Origin of the sequence: Actinomycetospora chibensis (assembly GCF_028737215.1) — a bacterium.
Lineage (GTDB): Bacteria > Actinomycetota > Actinomycetes > Mycobacteriales > Pseudonocardiaceae > Actinomycetospora > Actinomycetospora chibensis.
This window is the reverse complement of record NZ_JAQZAM010000043.1, coordinates 1-5,497: the sequence shown is the minus strand read 5'-3', so window position 1 is coordinate 5,497 and position 5,497 is coordinate 1. Positions and strand designations below refer to the sequence as shown.

General features: G+C 59.2%; 3 rRNA genes. All 3 read right to left on the bottom strand.

The annotated features are described in order from the left end of the window. Positions 1–15: 15 nt before the first annotated feature. A 5S ribosomal RNA gene (gene rrf, locus PH189_RS30155) occupies positions 16–132 on the bottom strand. Between the two features lie 159 nt (positions 133–291). After that, positions 292–3,401 (bottom strand): 23S ribosomal RNA (locus PH189_RS30150). Positions 3,402–3,792: 391 nt separating this feature from the next. Further along, a 16S ribosomal RNA gene (locus PH189_RS30145) occupies positions 3,793–5,324 on the bottom strand. The 16S, 23S and 5S rRNA genes sit together here, the layout of an rRNA operon. Between the last annotated feature and the right edge of the window lie 173 nt (positions 5,325–5,497).

Below are 5,497 nucleotides of genomic sequence, written 5' to 3'. Positions count from 1 at the left end.
GGGGGTGGTCGGGTGTTCCGGCGGTGTCCTACTCTCCCACGACCTGTCGGTCGCAGTACCATCGGCGCTGGAGGGCTTAGCTTCCGGGTTCGGGATGGGTCCGGGCGTTTCCCCTCCGCTGTGACCACCGGAACACCCCACCACCCCCACGAGTCCGGGGTGTCCCGGTTGTGGGGTGGGGTGTGTGGTCGCTGGGATATGCACAGTGGACGCGAACAGGGTTCTCTGTTTCGTTACGCAGTTGTTTGCCGTGTTTCACACACAAGCTCGTCGTGATTGCTTGACGTGTGTGTGGGCAAGTCCTCGGCCTATTAGTACCAGTCCACTGAACGCCTTGCGGCGATTACATGTCTGGCCTATCAACCCACTGGTCTGGTGGGGGCCTTAACCCTCGAAGGGGTGGGAGACCTCATCTTGGAACGGGCTTCCCGCTTAGATGCCTTCAGCGGTTATCCTTTCCGAACGTAGCCAACCAGCCGTGCCCCTGGCGGGACAACTGGCACACCAGAGGTTCGTCCGTCCCGGTCCTCTCGTACTAGGGACAGCCTTCCTCAAGTCTCCTGCGCGCGCGGCGGATAGGGACCGAACTGTCTCACGACGTTCTAAACCCAGCTCGCGTACCGCTTTAATGGGCGAACAGCCCAACCCTTGGGACCTACTCCAGCCCCAGGATGCGACGAGCCGACATCGAGGTGCCAAACCATGCCGTCGATATGGACTCTTGGGCAAGATCAGCCTGTTATCCCCGGGGTACCTTTTATCCGTTGAGCGACACCCCAACCACGTGGTGGTGCCGGATCACTAGTCCCGACTTTCGTCCCTGCTCGACCCGTCGGTCTCACAGTCAAGCTCCCTTGTGCACTTGCACTCGACACCTGGTTGCCGACCAGGCTGAGGGAACCTTTGGGCGCCTCCGTTACCCTTTGGGAGGCAACCGCCCCAGTTAAACTACCCACCAGGCACTGTCCCTGGACCAGATCATGGCCCGAGGTTAGATGCCCAATTCGACCAGAGTGGTATTTCAACGGCGACTCCACGATCACTGGCGTGACCGCTTCCCAGTCTCCCACCTATCCTACACAAGCCGAACCGAGCACCAATACCAAGCTGTAGTGAAGGTCCCGGGGTCTTTCCGTCCTGCCGCGCGTAACGAGCATCTTTACTCGTAGTGCAATTTCGCCGAGTCTGTGGTCGAGACAGCGGGGAAGTCGTTACGCCATTCGTGCAGGTCGGAACTTACCCGACAAGGAATTTCGCTACCTTAGGATGGTTATAGTTACCACCGCCGTTTACTGGCGCTTAAGTTCTCAGCTTCACCCCGAAGGGTTAACCGGTCCCCTTAACGTTCCAGCACCGGGCAGGCGTCAGTCCGTATACATCGTCTTGCGACTTCGCACGGACCTGTGTTTTTAGTAAACAGTCGCTTCCCCCTGGTCTCTGCGGCCCCACCCCGCTAACCCGCAAGGGGTTTCACGGGACAGGGCCCCCCTTCTCCCGAAGTTACGGGGGCATTTTGCCGAATTCCTTGACCACAGTTCGCTCGAACGCCTCGGTATTCTCTACCTGACCACCTGTGTTGGTTTGGGGTACGGGTCGCGTAGGAACTCGCTAGAGGCTTTTCTCGGCAGCATGGGATCACTCTGCTTCGCCTCAAACGGCTATGCGTCACGTCTCAGCCCGTGTGGTGAACGGATTTGCCTGTCCACCGGCCTACACGCTTGCACCAGCACTACCACTAGCTGGCGGAGCTGCCCTCCTGCGTCACCCCATCGCTTGGCTACTACCAGGCGGGGTCCCGCGCTCCCCTCGAGGTGCTCCCGAAGGAGACACCCGAGGTTCGGGCGGTTAGCACACCTGGATTCGCCAGGGACGCGCCTACACGAGCACGGGAATATCAACCCGTTGTCCATCGACTACGCCTGTCGGCCTCGCCTTAGGTCCCGGCTCACCCTGGGCGGAAAAACCTGGCCCAGGAACCCTTGGTCATCCGGCGGCAGAGTTTCTCACTCTGCTATCGCTACTCATGCCTGCATTCTCACTCACACGGGCTCCACGACTGGATCACTCCGCCGCTTCACCGCCCGCATGACGCTCCCCTACCCAACACCACCACCAGCTACGCCATCAAGGGCAAGCAGTGTTCACGCGGTGTTGCCGCGGCTTCGGCGGTGCGCTTGAGCCCCGCTACATTGTCGGCGCAGGACCACTTGACCAGTGAGCTATTACGCACTCTTTCAAGGATGGCTGCTTCTAAGCCAACCTCCTGGTTGTCTGGGCGATCCCACATCCTTTCCCACTTAGCGCACGCTTAGGGGCCTTAGCCGGCGATCTGGGCTGTTTCCCTCTCGACTACGAACCTTATCGCCCGCAGTCTCACTGCCGCGCTCTCGCTCACCGGCATTCGGAGTTTGGCTGACTTCAGTAAGCTTGTAGGCCCCCTAGGCCAACCAGTGCTCTACCTCCGGTGAGTACCACGCGACGCTGCACCTAAATGCATTTCGGGGAGAACCAGCTATCACGGAGTTTGATTGGCCTTTCACCCCTACCCACAGCTCATCCCCCAGGTTTTCAACCCTGGTGGGTTCGGGCCTCCACGCCGTCTTACCGGCGCTTCACCCTGGCCATGGGTAGATCACTCCGCTTCGGGTCTAGAGCACGCGACTATGAACGCCCTATTCGGACTCGCTTTCGCTACGGCTACCCCTCAACGGGTTAACCTCGCCACGTACCACTAACTCGCAGGCTCATTCTTCAAAAGGCACGCCATCACCCCGCAAGGCTCTGACGGCTTGTAGGCACACGGTTTCAGGTACTGTTTCACTCCCCTCCCGGGGTACTTTTCACCTTTCCCTCACGGTACTCGTCCGCTATCGGTCATCAGGGAGTATTTAGGCTTACCGGGTGGTCCCGGCAGATTCACAGCGAATTTCACGGGCTCGCTGCTACTCGGGGACACCGCAACGGGAGAACGCAGTGTTTTCGTCTACGGGGGTCTCACCCTCTACGCCGACGCGTCCCAACGCCTTCGACTAACACCACGAACACCCGCACCAGGACGGCAGCCCTGGTACGCGGAACCCCACAACACCCCACCAGCAACACCTGCCGGCTCTCACACTGGCGGGGTTTAGCCTCTTCCGCTTTCGCTCGCCACTACTCACGGAATCACTCTTGTTTTCTTCTCCTGCGGGTACTGAGATGTTTCACTTCCCCGCGTTCCCTCCCACCGTCCTATACATTCAGACGGCGGTGACACCCCATGACGGGTGCCGGGTTACCCCATTCGGACACCCTCGGATCAAAGCTCGGTTGACAGCTCCCCGAGGACTATCGCGGCCTCCCACGTCCTTCATCGGCTCCTGATGCCCAGGCATCCACCGTGCGCCCTTAACAACTTGACCAACACACACATCAAGAAATCACGACACAAATGTGCACAGAAACAAAAGATGCTCGCGTCCACTGTACAATTCTCAACGACCACACGAACCGCCACCACACCCCCCACCACAGGGAAGCAGGTGAACGATCGCCCCTAGAGACAGACAACAAACAAGCCCCCACACAAGGGGGGCCGGGTCGTCCTCTCAGGACCCAACAGTGTGCTGCCAGTGCCAAAGCACCGGAGTTCGGTGATTCCACATTTCTCGAGCAACCCCCTCCCACCCCCGACCACGAGCCCGAAGACTCGAGAACTCGGGAAGGTACTGGGGCCCTCCACCACCAGACATGCCTGCACAGAACACTCGCCTGTGAACACGCCGGCTGATGGTGTTCGGTGAAGCTCCTTAGAAAGGAGGTGATCCAGCCGCACCTTCCGGTACGGCTACCTTGTTACGACTTCGTCCCAATCGCCAGTCCCACCTTCGACCGCTCCCCCCCTTACGGGTTGGGCCACGGGCTTCGGGTGTTACCGACTTTCGTGACGTGACGGGCGGTGTGTACAAGGCCCGGGAACGTATTCACCGCAGCGTTGCTGATCTGCGATTACTAGCGACTCCGACTTCACGGGGTCGAGTTGCAGACCCCGATCCGAACTGAGACCGGCTTTACGAGATTCGCTCCACCTCACGGCTTCGCAGCCCTCTGTACCGGCCATTGTAGCATGTGTGAAGCCCTGGACATAAGGGGCATGATGACTTGACGTCATCCCCACCTTCCTCCGAGTTGACCCCGGCAGTCTCCCATGAGTCCCCGGCATCACCCGCTGGCAACATAGGACAAGGGTTGCGCTCGTTGCGGGACTTAACCCAACATCTCACGACACGAGCTGACGACAGCCATGCACCACCTGCACACCAGCCACAAGGGAACGCCCATCTCTGGACGCGTCTAGTGCATGTCAAACCCAGGTAAGGTTCTTCGCGTTGCATCGAATTAATCCACATGCTCCGCCGCTTGTGCGGGCCCCCGTCAATTCCTTTGAGTTTTAGCCTTGCGGCCGTACTCCCCAGGCGGGGCGCTTAATGCGTTAGCTGCGGCACGGAACCCGTGGAATGGACCCCACACCTAGCGCCCAACGTTTACGGCATGGACTACCAGGGTATCTAATCCTGTTCGCTACCCATGCTTTCGCTCCTCAGCGTCAGTATCGGCCCAGAGACCCGCCTTCGCCACCGGTGTTCCTCCTGATATCTGCGCATTTCACCGCTACACCAGGAATTCCAGTCTCCCCTGCCGAACTCTAGTGATGCCCGTATCGACCGCACGCCCAGAGTTAAGCCCCAGGTTTTCACGGCCGACGCGACACACCGCCTACGAGCTCTTTACGCCCAATAATTCCGGACAACGCTCGCACCCTACGTATTACCGCGGCTGCTGGCACGTAGTTGGCCGGTGCTTCTTCTCGACCTACCGTCACCCCACCCAAAAGATGGAGCTTCGTCGATCGCGAAAGAGGTTTACAACCCGAAGGCCGTCATCCCTCACGCGGCGTTGCTGCGTCAGGCTTCCGCCCATTGCGCAAGATTCCCCACTGCTGCCTCCCGTAGGAGTCTGGGCCGTGTCTCAGTCCCAGTGTGGCCGATCACCCTCTCAGGCCGGCTATCCGTCGTCGCCTTGGTAGGCCATCACCCCACCAACAAGCTGATAGACCGCGGGCCCATCCCCCACCGAAAAAACTTTCCACCAAGAAACATGCATCCCCTGGTCATATCCGGTATTAGACCCAGTTTCCCAGGCTTATCCCGAAGTGGAGGGCAGGTCACCCACGTGTTACTCACCCGTTCGCCGCTCGTGTACCCCGAAGGGCCTTACCGCTCGACTTGCATGTGTTAAGCACGCCGCCAGCGTTCGTCCTGAGCCAGGATCAAACTCTCCAACAAAAAACATTGGAACAAAACAGTCCCAGCAAAAAACACCCGACCCCACTGGCAAACAAAGCCGGATGCACTCAAAGAAACCCAAACGACACCCGAAAACAAACCCCGGATGCCGACGGGAAAAAAAACCCACCAAACATTCAGCACACTGTTGAGTTCTCAAAGGACAACCACAC